At 60.3% G+C, this 16,942-nt stretch carries 20 protein-coding genes; 4 read left to right on the forward strand and 16 right to left on the reverse strand.

Going from position 1 to position 16,942, the window contains the following annotated elements:
* From BUC08_RS25250 to BUC08_RS20810, 3 genes are read right to left on the reverse strand one after another with little or no spacing between them, the layout of a single operon-like run.
* Complete coding sequence (locus BUC08_RS25250; protein WP_397466992.1) at positions 1-363, reverse strand: ubiquitination-like system serine protease family protein; 363 nt, start codon at positions 361-363, stop codon at positions 1-3.
* A 1-nt stretch (position 364) separates the two neighbouring features.
* On the reverse strand, positions 365-1,756 hold the full coding sequence (locus BUC08_RS20805) for a ThiF family adenylyltransferase (RefSeq protein ID WP_051694605.1): 1,392 nt from the start codon (positions 1,754-1,756) through the stop codon (positions 365-367).
* Positions 1,756-2,658, reverse strand: a complete 903-nt coding sequence (locus tag BUC08_RS20810) for a multiubiquitin domain-containing protein (RefSeq protein WP_073194481.1) — start codon at positions 2,656-2,658, stop codon at positions 1,756-1,758. The genes BUC08_RS20805 and BUC08_RS20810 overlap by 1 nt, the downstream gene beginning before the upstream one ends.
* A 181-nt stretch (positions 2,659-2,839) precedes the next feature.
* Between BUC08_RS20810 and BUC08_RS20815 the strand changes: the two genes are divergently transcribed.
* From BUC08_RS20815 to BUC08_RS20825, 3 genes are read left to right on the forward strand one after another with little or no spacing between them, the layout of a single operon-like run.
* Positions 2,840-3,409, forward strand: a complete 570-nt coding sequence (locus BUC08_RS20815; protein WP_037929678.1) for a sigma-70 RNA polymerase sigma factor region 4 domain-containing protein — start codon at positions 2,840-2,842, stop codon at positions 3,407-3,409.
* Complete coding sequence (locus BUC08_RS20820; protein ID WP_037929675.1) at positions 3,406-3,822, forward strand: hypothetical protein; 417 nt, start codon at positions 3,406-3,408, stop codon at positions 3,820-3,822. The genes BUC08_RS20815 and BUC08_RS20820 overlap by 4 nt, the downstream gene beginning before the upstream one ends.
* Positions 3,823-3,848: 26 nt before the next feature.
* Positions 3,849-4,628 carry an ImmA/IrrE family metallo-endopeptidase gene (locus BUC08_RS20825; RefSeq protein WP_143186803.1) on the forward strand — a complete coding sequence of 260 codons (780 nt, stop codon included), beginning with the start codon at positions 3,849-3,851 and terminating at the stop codon, positions 4,626-4,628.
* Between the two features lie 157 nt (positions 4,629-4,785).
* Here the strand turns inward: BUC08_RS20825 and BUC08_RS20830 are convergent, their stop codons facing one another.
* From BUC08_RS20830 to BUC08_RS20895, 13 genes are all read right to left on the reverse strand, one after another.
* A complete protein-coding gene (locus BUC08_RS20830; RefSeq protein WP_037929670.1) occupies positions 4,786-5,763 on the reverse strand; it encodes an ATPase, T2SS/T4P/T4SS family in 978 nt (325 codons plus the stop codon).
* A complete protein-coding gene (locus tag BUC08_RS20835; protein ID WP_037929668.1) occupies positions 5,763-7,187 on the reverse strand; it encodes a TraB/TrbI/VirB10 family type IV secretion system protein in 1,425 nt (474 codons plus the stop codon). The genes BUC08_RS20830 and BUC08_RS20835 overlap by 1 nt, the downstream gene beginning before the upstream one ends.
* A 2-nt stretch (positions 7,188-7,189) precedes the next feature.
* Positions 7,190-7,912 (reverse strand): TrbG/VirB9 family P-type conjugative transfer protein, encoded by a 723-nt coding sequence (locus BUC08_RS20840; protein ID WP_073194484.1) that lies wholly within the window; start codon positions 7,910-7,912, stop codon positions 7,190-7,192.
* 5 nt (positions 7,913-7,917) lie between these two features.
* Complete coding sequence (locus tag BUC08_RS20845) at positions 7,918-8,598, reverse strand: VirB8 family type IV secretion system protein (protein ID WP_073194487.1); 681 nt, start codon at positions 8,596-8,598, stop codon at positions 7,918-7,920.
* Position 8,599: 1 nt separating this feature from the next.
* On the reverse strand, positions 8,600-9,628 hold the full coding sequence (locus BUC08_RS20850) for a TrbL/VirB6 family protein (RefSeq protein ID WP_037929659.1): 1,029 nt from the start codon (positions 9,626-9,628) through the stop codon (positions 8,600-8,602).
* Positions 9,629-10,057 carry a hypothetical protein gene (locus BUC08_RS20855; RefSeq protein ID WP_224769600.1) on the reverse strand — a complete coding sequence of 143 codons (429 nt, stop codon included), beginning with the start codon at positions 10,055-10,057 and terminating at the stop codon, positions 9,629-9,631. It lies immediately after the preceding gene.
* Between the two features lie 2 nt (positions 10,058-10,059).
* Entirely contained in the window at positions 10,060-10,827 is a 768-nt protein-coding gene (locus tag BUC08_RS20860; RefSeq protein ID WP_037929656.1) for a type IV secretion system protein, read from the reverse strand.
* Entirely contained in the window at positions 10,824-11,936 is a 1,113-nt protein-coding gene (locus BUC08_RS20865) for a lytic transglycosylase domain-containing protein (protein WP_037929654.1), read from the reverse strand. The genes BUC08_RS20860 and BUC08_RS20865 overlap by 4 nt, the downstream gene beginning before the upstream one ends.
* A 202-nt stretch (positions 11,937-12,138) precedes the next feature.
* Complete coding sequence (locus tag BUC08_RS20875; RefSeq protein WP_037929646.1) at positions 12,139-14,517, reverse strand: VirB4 family type IV secretion/conjugal transfer ATPase; 2,379 nt, start codon at positions 14,515-14,517, stop codon at positions 12,139-12,141.
* Complete coding sequence (locus tag BUC08_RS20880) at positions 14,507-14,854, reverse strand: VirB3 family type IV secretion system protein (protein WP_397466995.1); 348 nt, start codon at positions 14,852-14,854, stop codon at positions 14,507-14,509. Before BUC08_RS20880 ends, BUC08_RS20875 begins: the two co-directional genes overlap by 11 nt.
* A 63-nt stretch (positions 14,855-14,917) precedes the next feature.
* Complete coding sequence (locus BUC08_RS20885; RefSeq protein WP_037916065.1) at positions 14,918-15,199, reverse strand: TrbC/VirB2 family protein; 282 nt, start codon at positions 15,197-15,199, stop codon at positions 14,918-14,920.
* A 17-nt stretch (positions 15,200-15,216) separates the two neighbouring features.
* Entirely contained in the window at positions 15,217-15,654 is a 438-nt protein-coding gene (locus tag BUC08_RS20890) for a lytic transglycosylase domain-containing protein (RefSeq protein ID WP_397466997.1), read from the reverse strand.
* A 205-nt stretch (positions 15,655-15,859) separates the two neighbouring features.
* Positions 15,860-16,174 (reverse strand): hypothetical protein, encoded by a 315-nt coding sequence (locus BUC08_RS20895; protein ID WP_028957459.1) that lies wholly within the window; start codon positions 16,172-16,174, stop codon positions 15,860-15,862.
* 131 nt (positions 16,175-16,305) lie between these two features.
* Here BUC08_RS20895 and BUC08_RS20900 point away from each other — a divergent pair, with 131 nt between their 5' ends.
* Positions 16,306-16,863, forward strand: a complete 558-nt coding sequence (locus BUC08_RS20900) for a hypothetical protein (RefSeq protein ID WP_073194490.1) — start codon at positions 16,306-16,308, stop codon at positions 16,861-16,863.
* The last annotated feature ends 79 nt before the right edge of the window (positions 16,864-16,942 follow it).

The raw sequence follows: 16,942 nt of genomic DNA on the forward strand, positions 1-16,942 counted from the left end.
TCATCGTCCTCCACATTTGCTGTCGCGGCACCAGACCACATCGCCTTTCTTAAACCAGTAATGCGCTTTGCAGGCATTCCTTTGATGGATTGACGGCGACAAAGACGCCCGACCAATCCAATCATAGGTGATGGTCCAACGTGGTGTGTGCTGTCTCATCATCGGCAGGCGCATGACATGCCCACAGGCTCCAGGACAGGACAGAACAGCCCATTTTGGGTTTTGTTTTGGGCCGACCACGTAGAGAGATGCGGGGTCCATGTCTGTAAGAGCGGGTTGTACGTCGACATGACGGATTTCAAACTCTGGTTTGTCAACCAACCGGCACGTAATCAGCGCGCGACGGAAAACCTCTTTCCACATATCAAGACACCCGATCAAGAAACGGTGTTACATCTCCAAGACCCCAGCACTCGATCTCGCTGCAGATTGGGCAATCCGGATCTGTTTTAGCGCCAGTCCGGCGGTCTTCGGGTACCTGAAACCGGCGTAATCTTTGGGTGACAACGCCACCGTCGCCTCTAAAACCGGTCATCAACTGAAGGAGTTCTTCCATCGCCAGGGTCGCGACCGAAGTAGTCATAGAGATGAAGGCCGGCTCCGGATCACCACCACCAAGAATGTAGCCCTCGTTCACCTGGAATGCGTAAGCCTCGGGATCCTTCGCGCGCAGCTCTTCTTCTCTCGCCCTCCGCGGATCGACGATATTGCGGCACAACAAGCATGGGCTGCCCGGCCCCAGGCGCGTGACCCGACCGGTCATGTCTTTGACATCCACCTCACCCCGTTCGATGGCGAGCCCAATATCAATGACGGGTAATTCATAAAAGTAGGCAAAGCGGTTGAGCAACAGCCGACTTGCGTGATCATCCGTGCAACAGAATATCACGTCTGCGCTTTTAAGGAGATCACGATGCGCGACATCCAAAAGGTTGCCTTGGATGCCAAGGGCGTTTGTATCCAGACCAAAACCGTTGAGATGCGCTGCGAGGACCGTCGCCTTGGGGGATCCGATATCCTTGACTGTCGCACCATAGAGGCGATGAAGGTTGGTCTCCTCAATTACATCCGGGTCCAAAATGACCGGCGACTGAACACCGGAGCGCGCCAACATGACCGAAAGAGGTGAGCCCGTACCACCAGCACCGACAATGAGCACCTTGAGCGATTGGAGCTGGGCATTAAACCCAGGGCCAAAAACCCGAGTTTGACGGTCCAATGCCTGCGTCTCCAGGATATCATCCTCATGAACGAAGCACTTGCGAAGCCTGTGGCCTGTGATGGTGACGGTTGCGGGATAAGATGTATCGGGGTCAGTCCAGACACGCGCAAGCAACCGACCTGATGGCAAGGCCAGTAAGCTGACAAATGCACGCCCGGGTCCGCTTTTGTTGCGATGCGCGCGGCTGAGCGCAGCTTCGTTTTGATCATCCCGGCTCGAGAAGGCAGCATATCCACTTGGATGGCCATGCAAGAACCCGGGCACCAACTCGTCGAGCTGTGCCTGACCCAGAACTTTGACAAAGGAGCCAGTCTTGACCGTCAGATGCTTTTCTGACGAGGAGACGACATCGGTTTGCATGAGCGGCACGACCTTGTTCAGGATATACCGGCGCGTGGCACGGCCTGTAACAGGATCACAATCAACATGGGCAACTCTGAAGAGAGTCCAGGCCCCTGCCTCCTTTTGTCCGTCGAAAGCTGTACTTTGGATCGTGTCGAGAAGGCGATGCGGTACGATGAGGTTAAAATCCATCACGCGGCCTCCGCGATCGCACGCTCGACGCGCTTGACCATCGTCCAGATACCGTCTTTGCCTGAACGCCATTGTGAGTTGTGACGGGACCAGCGCTGCCAGTTGGTTCCACCGAAAACATGGGGGACGTCTGCACATTTTGGGAATGCGCCACTGGCCTTCAATCTCATCCACGGACTGCAGTAAAACATGTCCGGCGCAGTGTCGGGGTACCCGCTCGGCATCAGGATCAAAATGTCGACGCTGTCGGCGTCAAACTTGCCCGCAGGTAAGGGGTAGTTTTTCAAAATGACACCGGTTTGGCCACGGTCACTCATCTCGGCAAACGTTGCCAGACTTGAGGCAAGGTAGCTTTTGTCGCGGCGGGGAAGGACCCCGCCGGACGAAGCGTCACCAGCTGTTGTTTGTTCGATGACCGTAAAGAAGCGTTCCAGACCATCATCACTCAGATCGATGATCTGATCGTTGTTGATCGGAACGTCCTCACCGCCGCGAACCTCCTGCCAGAGAGCATATGTCGCCGGATCAACACCTGCGAGTTCTTTGAGCTTCAGGCCTGTGATCAGCTTTGTGCCCCATTCGATCCGCTGACCGTCGATCTCCAGACGGTAGGAAGCGGAGCTCTCGAAGGTCAAAAACCGCTCGGTTCCGCGACGGGTAAGATCAATGGTTTCATCAAGCTGGATTTCTTCAAATCGACCACCGCGCAGGATCAAAAAGATGAGATACTCATCGGTTGGGCGTTTGTCGGCGAGCGCCAGTAGTTGGCGACCCGTCGGTTTGGGATCTTCGATGTTGTAGCGGTCGTGATCGATCCGAACGCGGAAACGTGTTGCGGTTGGCTCATGGCGATCCTCAAGCGCGCAGCTCTCAAGATCAATAAAGTCATTTTGTGCGGACATGACAGTGTCTCCTTTGTAGATGTCGTGGTGTTTACTGTTCGCACCTACAAAGGCTTGTGGTAGATGAGGTTTCGGACACCTGAAAAAAATATTTGAACCTGTCTGAATCACGTCGGTTGAAGCGCCTTGATTCATGCTGCTGCTTTGATTGGAGGGCACGAAATTGGGGGCACATGAGCCTGTGACATATAAAGAGCCGGAAGAGCTTTATGATGAGTACTTGGCTTTGTCTCCCCGAGACAAAAAACGCCTGACGCTTGTCGCAAAGAAATATGCGGCTTTTACCAAAGACCTGGAACCTGAGGACCTGATCCAGGAGGCCCTCATGAAGGTGTTTGAAGAAAAGCGCAGTTGTAAATCAGACTTGGACGTTTTCACGTTTTTGGCAGGTGCGATGCGTTCGCTTGCCAATAATCAAATAGAGATGCGCGCGCGTCGGCGTGACGCAAATATGTTGGAGGTACAGCATGCCAAATACGATCTACTCACTGAACACAGATCAAACCCAGACCACCTGAATGGGGAAGAAACCATTATTGATGAAGAAACGGAACGTGCGTTCCAGGACTTCCTCCTTGAGGCCTGCAATGGCTGTGAAAAAACCCAGCTCGTTTTGCTGGGCGGGTTTGATGGCCTGCGGGGCACGGACCTTTGTGAAACCGCAGGCGTGTCTAAACAGGAGCTTGCGACCATTCATCGGCGCATTGGGCGCATGATGGACAGATTTAAGAGAGAAAGGAGTGTGTCATGACAAAGAAGTCCAAGAGAGATGAGCTTTTCGATCTTGCTGACAATGTTGTCGATACAATCCTGAACATGTCGGACGAAGAGTTGGACGCCGAACTTGAACGGGAGGGTATCGCACCCGAAGATGCCGTCAAAGCCTTTGACAGTCTTGTCGATAGCGCGCGGATGAAGGCCGGACAAAAATCACTTCTGCGCGCGCGCGAAGAACTGGTCGCAGATAAACGATCAGCGCGCAGCTGCCGTCCGCGGTCGGCAGCGGAAGCGCGAGCGTTGGTTGAGCGTGCGGCAAAAGAACATCCACAAATGACCCAAGCTGCAAGAAACGCGCAAAGCGGCGCTATGTCTGATAGTGATGTCTTTGATCTATTGGACGATCTTGAAGAGCTCGGATTCTCCTTCGGAGATGCAGAAACGTGAGGCGGCTTTCGCATGCAGAGCAGTATTTGATTGACTACGGGGTAACGAAACCGCGTCACATCGATCTGGAAGCTCTGGCGTGGACGATGGGGGCTAAGGTCAAGTACAAACGCTTGTCGTCTTGCGAAGCGAAGATTACCGGGCTTGGAGATCGCGCCATTATCACGATTGATGACAGCTCTGGCGACCGCCGTGCGCGGTTTTCACTCTCTCACGAGATCGGGCATTGGCAACGCCACAGAAACCAGATTCTGAGTTGTTCAAAGCAGGATATTGGTGGGGTAAATGGCCAGGGGGCGCATAAGGAGCGGGAGGCAGATCGTTATGCTGCGGACTTTATGATGCCCGCCTATCTGTATCGGCCGCTGATGCGTGAGTTCAAAAAGCCATCGTTCAAGTCGATTGACGCGTTGGCAGAGGAGTTCCAGGCAAGCCGCAAAGCCTCGGCACTACGCTATATCGATGTGGACAGATCTGAATCGATGTTAATCTGTTTTGGGCCCAATGGACGCAAATGGTTTCGCGGCTCAAAGGATTGGCCGGACGAATGGGCACCCAAGCGTGACCACGACCCCGATAGCGGGGTTATGGAGTTATTGTTTGGGAAAACAACGCCGGGCGCGGATCGCTCTTTGGTGCCTGCAAGTGCGTTTTTTGGCCGGTACAGCGCAGAAAACCACAATGTTTACGCACATTCCGTGATCTCGCGATCCCGCGGCGGCCAAACCGACGCAGAGGTTATGACTTTCATCGTTCCTCAAAACTCTGACATGTTTGATGATGTCTATGCTTCTCGAGGTTGGTAAACCTCGATCTCATCAAAAGGTGTGACAAGAGCATTGCTAAACAGTTCGATGAAAGCGCCTTATGGCGGTGAAGCAATGTCTGCTTTCAACAACCTTGAAAAATTCTTTGCACTCGCAGCGGACTTCTGCTTTCCGCCCATCTTGTCAGAAGTACACTTCAGCCTGGCAAATAGCACTCCGTGATCCCCCGCTTCCCCTCGGCCCGCCCAAGCTGGACAATTACGTCGATGGACTTCCGGATGTACTCCCGCACCTCGGCGAAGGTCAGAGGTGTGCCAGCCTGCAGAACCATGATCGCCAGCCGATCTATGGCCAGTGCGGCAGTCTCGGCGTGGATGGTCGAAACCGACCCCCCATGGCCGGTGTTGATCGCCTCGAGATAGGTCAGGGCCTCGGCCCCGCGCAGCTCGCCGACGATGATGCGGTCGGGGCGCATGCGGAGGGACGCCTGAAGGAGCGCATTGGCGCTGCGTTGCGATCCGGCCCCTCGGTCAGCCAGAAGGGCGACGGTATTGGGCTGGCTGGGGAAAAGCTCAAAGGCGTCTTCGATGGTGATCAGCCGTTCGTGCTCGCCCACATGCGTCAGAAGGTGGCGGGCGAAGGTGGTCTTGCCGGTCGAGGTGCCGCCGCTGATCAGGACGTTTAGCCGAGCCTCGACAAGGGTCTGCAGCGCGGCCCCGAGGTTTTCCTCGGCGAGACTGGCGATGTTCTTCATCTTCTCGGCGCGGAGCGCATCGACCGAGACAGCCTTGCCGAAGAGATACGCCGGGGCGTAATCCCTGACGCTGCCCGAGGCGAAGAGGCGGATGGTGATCGAGGCGCCGCGGTCTATGGCGGGCGGCACGGCGACCTGGACCCGAAGGGGACGACCTGCATATTCCACCTTGCCGGACACGAGAGGGTTCTTTTCAGAGACGCGGGCCTTGGCATCGCCGACGATGGTCTGGGCCATGTTGAGGGCTGTGGTCCGGTCTACGGTCTGACCTTCGTGTCGCATGGTGGCGTCGCCCGCAACCTCGAGCCAGACCTTGCCGTCCGGGTTGATCGCGATCTCGACCACGTCGTCACGCCTTAGAAGGTCGCGGAACGGGTCGAGATATCGCTCGAGGTAAGAGGCTGGTGACGCCTGCTCCATCAGTAAATCACCACATCACGGTCCACGAGCACAGTGACCGAGGCCCCCTGGTCGACATAGATGGTCGGCGCGATGGAGACCTGATCGGCGATGACCGACCCGACCGTGTCCTGAAGGTCGCTGCCGACATCGCCCAGAACGATGCTGGTCGTCTCGTTATTGGCACTTTCGGCTGCGACCGCTGGCGCGGCCCCGATCACGGAAATCAGCGCAGCCCCGCCGAAGCGCTCGGCGAACTTGGTATCGACGAGACCGGTGAGGCCCGAGCGGCCGAGTTGATCCCCGCCCACGGCGGCGATTTCCATCGAAGTGCCGTCCGGTGTCAGGACGCGGGTCCAGAGGATCAGGATACGCTTCTGATGCATCTCGATGCCGGAGCGGTATTGGCCGAAAAGGCGGGAGCCCCGGGGGATCAGGATCCGGTCCCCGGAAAACGCCGAAACAGGCTCAGAGACGACCGCGACAACGGAGCCCGGCAGATCGCTGTTGATGGCGGTCTGGAGCGCGGCCTGGATGACGGACCCTTGGGTCAGGGTGCGCTCGGGATGAGTAAGACGGGCGGCCTCCTGCACTTCGAGCGGCCGCGCGGTCTGCAGGAACTGCTCATTGCCCGAGAGGACCGGCCCCCCGAGGCCAGCGGCAGCAGGATCGGCCACCGCCGCGCCGCTCGTACTCCCGCGCGGCCCGTGGGCATAGACCACGGCGGGGGATTTGATCTGCGCGGTCAGAAGCTCCTCGGCGACCCGCTCAGCCTCGCGCTGGCGCTGCTCCTCTTCCTGGCGCTGGCGCTCTTCGAGAAGGCGTTGATCGGCGATCAAGCCCTCGCGGTCCAGCTCTGCCTCGAGCCCCTCGCGCTGCGCCCGCTCTGCATGGAGCATGGCTTGCAGCCCTTCAATGCGGGTCTCGGTCTGACGCTGCAGGTTGGCAAGTTCGGTTTCCTTTGCGGCGAGCGTCGCTTCGAGTGCTGCTTTTTGCTCGTCGAAGGCTTCCCGCAGGTCAGCAACGGCGGACTGGATTTCTGAATTTCGCGCGGCCTGGCTGGCGGCGAGGGCCTCGCGCAGTTTGGCGATTTCGGCCAGAACCTCAGCGCTTGCCTCCGGGGCAGGAGCGGCGGGCACGTCGAGCGCTTCCTCGGCGGCGATCAGTGCGTCGTTGACCCTTTGCTCGGTCTCGTCGGGTGGGAACTCGAGCCGGCCGCCGGTACCGGGTCGGCGGTCCTGGAAGGTTTCGACATCGGAGGTCTCGAGTGCGCTGTCACCTTCTTGCAAACCGGTGGCCAGAAAATACGCAACCCCGGCCCCGCCAAGGGCGAGGGCGGCAGCGAGCGCACCAACCCCAAGACTGTTGCCCCGGCGTTTGGATTTACCGCGTTGGCTGAATTGGTCGAGGCGGTCCTGAAGGTCGGGAGGGGGTTGATCGGCCATGGTCAGTTGCTCACATAGATCGCGCTTTCGTCACGCCAGGCGCAGATCGCCTCATCGCCGATGCGCAACGTCCAATAGGTGTTTACCCCGAGCACCCGGACCGTGGTGCCTTGCTGGGTCCAGTTGACCGTGCGCTCGCGGCCTTGGTCATCGGCCTTGAAGAGGGCGGGTTGGCGACCGTTCTCCGGGAAAACGAAATACGTATAGCGCCCGTCGTCATAGATATGGCTGGGGCGGAAGTCGCCTTCCCCCGAGACGCGGTAATTGTAGTTGCGGGGCGCCTCGAACCCTTTTGGTTGGGTGGCACCTGCCGCGCGGCGTTCCTCGTCCGGGTAGCGGAAGCGGACTTCGAAGAACATGGCGGTGCGGTTCGGGATCGAGCCTTCACGCAGGTGGAAGGAATAGGTGCGCCGGTTGGTGATCACCGTCATATTGGTCGAGGCATTGACCACATGCGGCTTGATGGTCAGCACATTGCCAAGCTCGGGGATCGGGTCGACCTGGAAGCTTTCCGTGTCGCCGACAATCACCGCCTCAAAGCGTTCCCCCGCCCCGAAATGAATCGTTGTCGAATGGCGAAGATCGGTCTCGATCCGGTAGACCTGGTTTTCGTTATAGACGGCGGTGCGAATGCGGATATCGAGCGGGCCGCCCTGGGGCGTGGCCTCGGCGAGTGCGGTCATAGGGAAGGCAAGCGCCAGGAGGAGCGCGGGCAGGGATTTCATCTTGGTCAGTTCTCCAGGGTCTCGGCGTCGACGCGGTAGGAGGTCACCACGAAGCCCAAGGGGTTGGCCCAGACGTCCTGAAGGCGCTGGCGGGTTTCGGGTTGGAAGGCGTAGCCGACGGTGGCCACGTAAGACCGGGTGACGGTGCGCGTATCGCGGGGACGGCGCAGCGTGCGGGTGAAGCGGACCTGGGCCACGCCGCGCTCAATCTGGTTCACGGACTTGATGACCACCTCGATCTTGGCGTCGCGCCCGTAGACGGTGATCGGGTAGTCCTCATTGGTGGAGGACCAGAGATCGCGCAGCGTCCGGGCGGCATCGAGATCCGAGCGGTCGAGCACCGAGTTGATGCGTTGCTCGCCATCGGTCAGGTCATAGGTCTCGCGGTCATCAACATAGGCTACGAGATTGGCCTGGATGATGGCGTCACTTTCGGAAAGCGTGAGCGCCTGGACAGCCGCAACCCGGTCCATCTCGCCGGTTTCCTTGTCGACCACGACCACGAAGGTCTCGGTCGTCTTGAGGGGAAAGAGGCTTGCGCCCGCGACCATGCCAGCGACGCCAACTAGCACGCCTGCGGCCGCGACGAACCATGCAAAACGTTCGCGCCGCCGTGGCCCGTAGATGAAATCCGCCTCGAAAGCGTCGCGGTCGGGCGCGGAAGAACTGGGCACAGGCTTCTTCAAATCAGTCGTCTTTCAAATCTGGTTTGCGGAAGGTCTTGGCGGCGGAGAGAAGCGCGCCGGGGCTTTGGCGGATCAACTCGCCGGTCTTGACCACGCCGACGTTCGCCATCTGGTTCAGCTCGTGGGGGGATTTTCCGGTGACGAGGCGCGAGGCGGCACCCGTGCCATATTGGCGCGTGTTCACGAAACCGTGCCGCGCGAGGCCGGTCAGACCCACCGCATTGGACGCAATGCCCACGACCCCGGTGAGGTTGGAGGCGATGTAGGGCACCGAGGCCATGATCCCGGCGCTGAGGATGAGGATCACGAGGAAGGGCAGGATGAGGCTGACGGTTTCGACATCGTTTGGGTCGGCAGAGGCGTCCCCGATGGCTTCGGCGATGGCCACGATGATGCCGGCGGCCCCGGCCGCCGCGACGGGCATGAGCGCATAGCCGATGGTGGCGCGGCTCCAGGCCTCGAAGAGAGATTGGGTGGGTTTGAAGAGCGAGGTCACGATCATGAAGGGGGCGATCACGATCATCAGCGCGAAGACGATCTTAGCGAAGGCGATAATGCCTGCAGTGACGGCGGCGAAGACGGCGGAGAGGACGAAGAAGATGGCGCCCAGGACCGCGCCGAAGACCCAGCCCGCCCGGTCGCCGATCGTATCACCATAAGCGGTGATACGCGCGACCATATTGTCGAGGCTTTCATAGACTCCCGCCTCGTTGCCAGAGCCGGTGAGGGCAAGGATCGAGGCGCCGAGCGACTCAGGCACCTGCGTGACGATGCCATAGATGACGCTGAAATTGTCCCAACTCTGCGCAAATATCCCCACCAGCGCGACCTTGATTCCGAAGGCAAAGCCGGTGCCGAAGGGTAGGGGGCGAAGTTGCATGACTGCGTTAATCCCAAGGAGCACGAAGAGGAGTGTAGCGCCCGCCGAGATGACATTACCGACCGAGGCGGCCGAAGAGATAAAACCGTCCTGCGCCACAGTGTTCACCGCGGCGTCGACCTGGCTCAAGATGTCGCGAATGACTCCCATCTACTCCGCACAGGCCTCCGCAAGTTGGACTTCCAGCGCATCGGCCTTGGCGTAGAGGTCCAGCACCTTGAACGGCAGGCGCGGATTGTCCGAGGTTTGGAACCTGGGCAGGGCCTCCAGCGCCTGATCCCAAGTGAACTGATCAAGCAGGCAGGTACAGGTTTCAGAAGCGAGCGCCTCTTCGGCAATCAGGATGCGCAGGATCGCGCGGTAGCCATTGCGCAGGTAGGCGGTCTCGGCAAGATCTGAGGGCGATTTCGGGACCCGGCATGCATCCTCTTCATCCCGTGCGATTTCCATCGATGTGAAGGGCCGATCCTGACCCGCTGCCGCGTCGGGCAAGACGAGAATGCCGAGGGACAGAGTAAGCGAAAGGCCGAGAAGTCCGGCTTCCATCAAGGTGAAACGGCTCGGGATGCGTTTGGACATTCTCATGGATCCACCGCCATCGAGCGGAACTTGCGCTCATCCGCGAGGGTCGCGGCATCGACGACGCCGAGTTGGCCGGCGCTGACGCCTTGCGCCGCTTCGAGCCGCCAGATCTGGGTCAGGATGATGCCGAGCTCGGCGGTGACGCGGGTATTGAGATCGACGGCGGCCTTCAGCCCGTCCTGATCGTCGATGAGCCCGACCATGGTTTCGAGCCGCTCGAGGCTTTGACCGGCTTCTTCATGGCTTTCCTGCGCGGCGACCGACAACATTGCGCTGGCCCCGGCGGAGGCGGCGATGCGGTTGTCGGCAGGCTGGTCGGAGCCCGAGAGCGTGCTCAGGCGTTCTGAGGTGAAACCGCTGCCCGACAGCACGCGCTCGACCGAGGCCGACAGTTCCGCGCCGGGATTGAAGCCGCCGAGGAAATCACCGCTGGCCAGTGACTGCGCGGTGTTGAGGGGCGCCACCAGCTTGCCACGCAGCGTGCGGAATTCCTCGACCGTGGCGAAGAGTTCACCCAACCCGCTGCCTTCGATCAGCGAGGTCAGTTGCGCCTCGAGGTTGGTCAGCTGCGACAGTTGGGTTTCCAACTCCAGCCGCATGGTGGCGAGCTGTTGCATCTGGACGTTCAGATCCTTGGCCATGTGTTCGAGCTGCGCCACGAACTGCTGTAGCGCAGAGCCGTCGAAAGTCGGCACACCCTGGGCCGAAACGGGCGAGGCGAGCCCGAGCGTTGTGACCGCGGCCACGGTCAGGAGAAGATGTCTCATTCGGGAACTCCCATCTGCATGAAGTCGCGCTCGGCCAGCCGGTCGGCGACGAGGTGCTGCGCATAGGACGCCTCGCGCTGCTGGTTTGCCGCCATCAGCCGGACGCGAAGGTTGAGGATGCGGCCGATCTCGGCCTTGGCGTAGGTGTTGAGCTCCCAGGCCGCCTTGGCATTGGGCTGCGCGTCGATCTGAAGGATGATCGCGCGGAGACGATTTATGACCTGTTCGGTGGTCGCCGAACTGTCGGCGGCGTAATAGGCGCCCGCCTCGGAGATGCTGGCATATTCGGCGAGCGCAAAGTCCGAGGGCGAGAGCGTGCCGAGCGCGTCGGCCCCGCCGATCACGGCGAGGTATTCGTTGTAGAACTTGGAGATGTTGCGCACATAGCCTTGGGTCTCGGCAAAGGGCGGCACCCCGCCGTATTCTATCACGCGTCCCGGCCCCGCGTTATAGGCCGCAAGCGCATGGGGGATGTTGCCGAAGCGGTTGAGCTGGGTGGTGATGTAGCGCGCGCCGCCGCGCAGGTTGTCTTTCACGTTATAGCGGTCGACGCCGAGGTCCGAGGCGGTGCCGGGCATGAGCTGGGTCAATCCATAGGCTCCGACCGGGCTTTCGGCGGCGACGTTGAAGCGGCTTTCCTGCTTGATCAGGGCCTGGAAGAGGCAGCGCCATTGGGTGGACGAGAGACCCGCGCGGGCCACGCCGGGGGCACCTGCGAACTCGCCCGCAACCTCGACGATCATCATCTCGACAGTCTCGCGACCTTCACCGAAGAGGCGGCTGTTCATCGGGTTTGGATCGGTATTGGGATAGACCGCTGCCACCCCGAAATCCGCATTGCCTTCGAGTGCGCGGATATCGAAGCCGGGACCGGTGATGGCCGCCGTCATCTCCTCGAGCACGCGCAACTGGTCGGCCTGGACATCGGCCAGAGAGGTCTCGGTGTGATCCTTGTCCTGCTGGACGCCCAGATCCTCGGCCAGATCCGTCACCCGCGCGATGGCACGACCGATCGCGGAATTGTCCTGTGTCGGCACACCTTGGGCGAGCGCGGGCAGGGCGCCAAGACCAAGGCAGAGCCCAGCGGATATAATCGCGGCGCAGTTCATTCCGGACGGGGCAGGGGCTCGAAGCTGCAGTCGGGCTCGGCCGCCTCCTGAGCCGGAGCGCCCATGGTCGAGAAGGTGAGCGTGGACCGCGTCACCTGCGGCGCGCCATTGCGCCCGAAGCAGGGCGAGGTCTGTTCGGTGTATGTCTCACACGCCGAAAGGACGCCTGCGGCGGCGCAAAGGACGAAGTGGGGCTTCAAACTCATGTCACATGTCTCCAGAAATCGGGATCGGAGCGCCAATCGGCAGGCACGCGGGCCTCTCCGGTGGCGCCGCCGCCAAGGATGGGGAGGAGGTCTCCAAGGGCCGAGAGATCGGCATCGACAAAGACGCTGTCGCCCGCCGAGCGCACGAGCGCGATGCGCTGGCCGATTGTGGGCTGCACGAGGAGGGCAGCCTCCTTGGCGTTTACGCGCAGAAAGTCGTAGTCGGAGATCGTGGCGCGATCGTTCGGGAAAAGGATCTGGGTCGGCACCGTCTCGACGATGGTCTTGCCGACGCGGCTGTCCCGCAGCTGGCTCGGATACTGCGTCATCATAATTACGACGCAGTTCATCTTGCGAAGTGTCACCAGCCAATTCTCGAGCCGTGCCCCGAAATACGGATCGTCCAGGAGCTTCCACGCCTCGTCGAGCACGATGATAGTGGGGTGGCGATCTTCGACCACGCGTTCGATCTGGCGGAAGATGTAGGAGAGCACCGCCATCCGCTCGGTGGTCATATCGAGAATCTCGGTCATGTCGAAGCCGATGATGTCGGAGGCCAGTTCAAGCCCGGCACCATGTTCCGGCTCGTCGAAGACCCAGCCATAGCGGCCGCCCGGGGCCCATTCGGCGACGCGGGACTGTAACTCGCCATCGTCGTCGAGTGACTGGAACAGGGTCTCGAAACTCGCGAAGCGTCTGAGCGAGCCCTCTGCATGGGCATTTTGCGCGACCGCGCTCTGGATGTGGCGGGATTGCTCGCCCGTCAGGGTTCCATTGCGCGTGAGAAGGGTCGCGAGCCAGTCCGAGAGCCAGGCGCGGCCGCGCTCGTCGATCTCGGTCATCAGCGGGTTGAGGCCCGTCTGCACGCCCGCGCGGATCTCGTTATAGCGACCTCCAAGCGCGCGAACGGCCATCTCGAGGCCGCGATCCTTGTCGAAGAAGAAGAGCCGCGCGCCGACCCGTTGCGCTTGGGCTGCGAGGAAAGCGGTGGTCAGCGTCTTGCCGGTGCCGGTGCGTCCCAGAACGAGGGTATGGCCAACGGTGGGTTCCTTGCCCGGGCTGCCTGGCTCGTGGAAGTTGAAGCGATAGCCCGAAGTGCCGACCGTCGGCAGCACAGAGATAGTCTGGCCCCAAGGCGACTGATCCGAGCCGCGTCCCTCGACGCTGCCGTGAAGCGCCGCGAAATCGGCGAAGTTGATCGAGGAGATCGGCGTCTTGCGGGCGCGGTAGCCAAAGTTGCCGGGCGACTGCGCGAAGTAGGTGGCTTTCAGGGCCATGTTTTCGCGGACGATGACAGACATGATTTCCTGGCCCACGCGCTTGATCTGGGCGGCGGCGCGTTCCAGCGTGTCGCGGTCGGGCGCATAGACCGCGATGGAGAGGTGATGGTCGCCGAAGGCGATGCGGCCCGCCTCCTGGTCGTCGGCGGCTTGTCCGAGCTGTTCCCGCAAGGAGACGGCGGCATCGTCGGAGGCGTGCATCTGGCGGATGATCCGTTGGATGCGTTCGGCCATGATGTTGTTCGGAATCGGGCTGAAGGAGTTTGTGAGCACGATGTCGAGCGGCAGATCGAGCGCATCGAGCAGCGTGACGTCGGTGAGCGCCGGATAGGTTTTCATCGAGAAGAGCGCGCCGTATTTGACCGCACCTGTCACAGCGTCGGTCAAGGTGACAACGTCGCCGTCGAGGGTCGCGCGGCAATTGCTTAGGGTGTGCGAGAGGGGCAGAGCGCTTTGGCCGAAGGCGATTGGGGAAAAGCTGCCCGCGTTCAGTGTGTTGAGATAGCCCAGCCATTCACCGCCTGACTTCGTGAGCCTCACGGGATTGGCCGAGGCAAGCGCCACCTCGAAAAAGCCCATGATCTCATTCAGCTCCTGCATGCGTGCCGCGCGATCTTTGACCCAGGCCTTGCGGGCCAGCGCGCGCAGCAGTGGAATCCGCGCCGAGATATCAGGCCGTCGGATGACGCTGAGATAGAGCTGACGCTTGGCCGGGCGCAAATCTTTGACATGGGCTTGCCAGCGCGCATCAATCGCGGCTGCAAAGCTGTCCCCCTCGATGGGGCGCATTCCGAGGTCCTGCGGCACGGAGATGCGGTGGATGTAGAAGCCGAAGGCGTTGCCGGTCTGGGCGACGATGGCCGCAACCGCGCGTTTGAGCGCATCGAGCTGGGCGTCTTCGCTGGTCATCGGGTTCAGACCATCAAGGCGCAGGGTCGCCATAAGGTCGCCTTCGCGCAGCACCATGACATCCTCATCCGCGAGCGCGAAATACGGCAAGTGTTCGGCCAGGTAGTTCTCCCGCGCGAACTCTCCACCGCCCGCTTGAAGCAGGGCGGGTCCGTGAGTGGAAAGTGTGCCCGCATCAAGCGCCAAAGCTGTCGCCTCCGTGCAGGGCCCGGTTCTTCGTCGGGCGCACCGATCCGTAGGAGACGCGCAGCACCTCGAAGAAATGCGGCTCGCGGTCAGCGACGAACCAGAGGAGCGGATAGGCAACGAGTCCGATCAGGAAGAAGACCATCGACTTCGTCCAGATGAACGGCAGAACGACCCCCGTCGCCAGCACCATGAGGTATCCGACAGGGAGACCCAGATACTTGGGCGGACGGGCGAGGCCTAGAAAGAGGGGGGATCGTTCTGCCACTTTGATGCGTCCCTGCTTAGAGTTGCAAGTGAATCCGCAGGTCGGCTCGAGGCAGCGTTTGCGCAGCACAACGCGTTCGAGTTGATCGCAGGATTCCGTTTTGCGGGATTGTCACAGTGATGCTCCGGCACATCAGGAGAAGCCGTCAACGATGGTGCCGGCCGAGAAGATTAGCACGATCCCGATGATGACGGATGCGAACCAGCCCCAGTTCAACCGCCCCATCATGCACATGAAACCGGTGCCAATGACGGCGAGCGTGGAGACCGCAATCCCGATCGGACCGGTCAGCGCGGCCTCGACGGTCTCGAGCATGGTCTGGATCGGAGACAAGTCTTGCGCGAGAGCTGGCGTGGCGAGTGTCGCCAGGGTTGTAGCGGCGGGCAAGAGGCGGCTGAGGCGATGTCTGAGCATGCGGGAGTTCCCTCGTTTTACTGAAGATCGATGAGTACAGGCGCGCGGGCGGGCACCCGGTCTGCGACGCGGATGTCCGGCGCGGAAACGGGTGTGCCCGCCAGCCGGGATCGGATCCGGTGGATACGCGCGATGTAGTCGCGGGTCTCGGCGAAGGGCGGGACGCCCGAATACTCGACCACCCGGTGTGGCCCTGCATTATAGGCCGCCAGCGCCAAGTTGACGTCTTTGAAGGTGGCGAGCTGCGCGAGCAGGTAGCGCGCCGCGCCGTCGAGATTCTGGGAGGGGTCGCGCGGGTCAACACCGAGGGCATGGGCGGTGCCCGGCATCAACTGGCCCAAGCCATAGGCGCCCTTGGGGCTAACGGCAGTCGGATTGTAGCTGCTTTCGGCCTCGACGAGAGCGCGGAACAGGTTCTGCCAGTCGTCCGCATCGAGGCCAACTTGGCGCAGCACACGGTTGCCCCGATGTCGGACGGCAGTTGTCTGGATCAGGGCGAGTATCTCAGTGCGTGTGGCCGTTGAAGGGACAGATAGGGATAGGGACGCCGCCACGCTTTTGGCATTGCTGCCTTCCTCTACATCTGCCCATGGTGGCTTTCCCTCGTGAAACGTCCAGCCTGATGTTCTGGCCGAGCCGTCTCGCGCGAATGCGATGACGTCAGCTGCGCTCCTCGAGGGAGAGGCTGTAGTCAGAGCCAAAACGCAAATCGCGCCCGTCACCGAACTCGTGATGATGTTTAAAGAGCCCTGGCCATATGTTGAAATATCGCGGTTCTGGCCCATGCGGGGTAATCCGGGTCGAGACCAAGATGGCTTCGGGTTCGCCATCGCGCAGATAGATGCATTGGTAGCGCGGCTTGCCATCGTCCGTGAACCCCACGAGTTCATACCGGCAGCGGAACGCAATGCCCTTTTCGGACAAGTCTTTGACACCATCAATGGTGATCAGGATCTGGTTGCGCGCTATCGGCATGTTCGGACTCTCCCTTTGAGAGTCCTTCTATTTGGCCTGACCATCTTCATAAAGTCATATAGTGTCAATAAGACATATTGCAGAAAAAGACATAATGTTGGTAACTGGGGCAACCAGATGAGGTATAGCAGATGCGCAAACGGATCTTGGCCGCGACGATGAGTGCTGTTTCCGGGCTGGGTTTGTCACAACAAGCTCAGGCTTATGACATTGATTGCGCCATTATGCTTTGCATGGCGGGTGGCTTCCCACCAGGAGCGGTTTGTGCGCGTGCTTATCGCACAATGATTCGTCGAATCACACCCTGGCCGAGTTTGCCACCGTTCGGTGTATGCACCTTCGCTGCAGCTCCTGTGCAGCTTGGGGGAACAGGGGGGATGAGTGAAATTGACACCAGTTTACCTGAATATAATTGGCTAAACCGAACGCGTGTCATCTGGTGGCATATGTCCCGTGTAGGCGAACGCGAGGGAGGAGTGTCTTATAGTTGGACAATCAAGTCTTGTGATGGGGAGAATGAGCACTGCAGGGATCTCGAATCTGTGTTTTTCTCTGGCCTTCCGCGGGGCACGTTCAAAACGGAAAATGGTCAGGAAGTGATGAGGCCTACAGCCCATAGCCGCGGAGTGATGATCGAGTTTGGTGATTATGAAGGCAGCATGTCCAAATCCGAATGGTTTTTCTACTAACTTGAGGGGCTGCTTGAAGTGATCAAGAACGGTCGCAATTCTACGTCTGAACCATTTGTATCAAAGGGAGTGATCTTCC

The organism is Pseudosulfitobacter pseudonitzschiae (assembly GCF_900129395.1).
GTDB classification, from domain to species: Bacteria; Pseudomonadota; Alphaproteobacteria; order Rhodobacterales; family Rhodobacteraceae; genus Pseudosulfitobacter; species Pseudosulfitobacter pseudonitzschiae.